The organism is Streptomyces globisporus, from assembly GCF_003501885.1.
GTDB classification, from domain to species: domain Bacteria; phylum Actinomycetota; class Actinomycetes; order Streptomycetales; family Streptomycetaceae; genus Streptomyces; species Streptomyces globisporus_D.
The window spans coordinates 1-664 of the sequence record NZ_QWFA01000417.1; the positions used below are offsets into that span (position 1 = coordinate 1).

Genomic DNA, 664 nt, shown 5'->3' on the forward strand with positions numbered 1-664 from the left:
GGGTGGGGGTCGGTGGGGCCTCCCGGGTCTCCGGTGCGGGCGGGCCGGTGCGGAGGTGGGCCTGTGGGCCGGTGAGGGGTTCGGCCGGGGGGCCGGTGAGGAGGTCGGTGGTGGTTCCGGTGACCAGGTCCAGGAGGGTCTGGAGGTCCTGGGGCGTGGTGTGGGGGTTGAGGAGGGTCGCCTTGAGCCAGAGGCGGCCTTCGGCGTGGGCGCGGCCGAGGACGGCGTGGCCGCGTTGGAGGAGGGTGCGGCGGACGGTGGCGACGGTGTGGTCGTCGGTGCCGGTGGGGCGGAAGAGGACGGTGCTGATGGTGGGGCGGTCGTAGAGGTCGAGGGTGGGGGTTTTGGTGATGAGGTCGGCGAGGTGGTGGGCGGTGGCGATGGTGCGGTCGACGAGGTCGGCGAGTCCGGTGCGGCCGAGTGCCTGGAGGGTGACGGCGATCTTGAGGGCGTCGGGGCGGCGGGTGGTGCGCAGGGAGCGGCCGAGGAGGTCGGGGAGGCCGGCTTCGGTGTCGTCGTCGGCGTTGAGGTAGGGGGCGTGGTGGTGGAGGGGGGTGAGGTGGTGGTGTTCGGGTACGGCGAGGAGGCCGGCGGATGCGGGCTGCCAGCCGAGTTTGTGGAGGTCGAGGGTGACGCTGTGGGCGCGGTCGAGGCCGTGGAGGAG

Annotated in this window: 1 protein-coding gene; it reads right to left on the reverse strand. The window is 73.8% G+C overall.

Features of this window, described 5'->3' with window-relative positions; translation table 11 throughout:
* The coding region (locus D3105_RS34070) for a pyridoxal-dependent decarboxylase (protein ID WP_240647145.1) at positions 1-664 on the reverse strand (664 nt) is incomplete at both ends.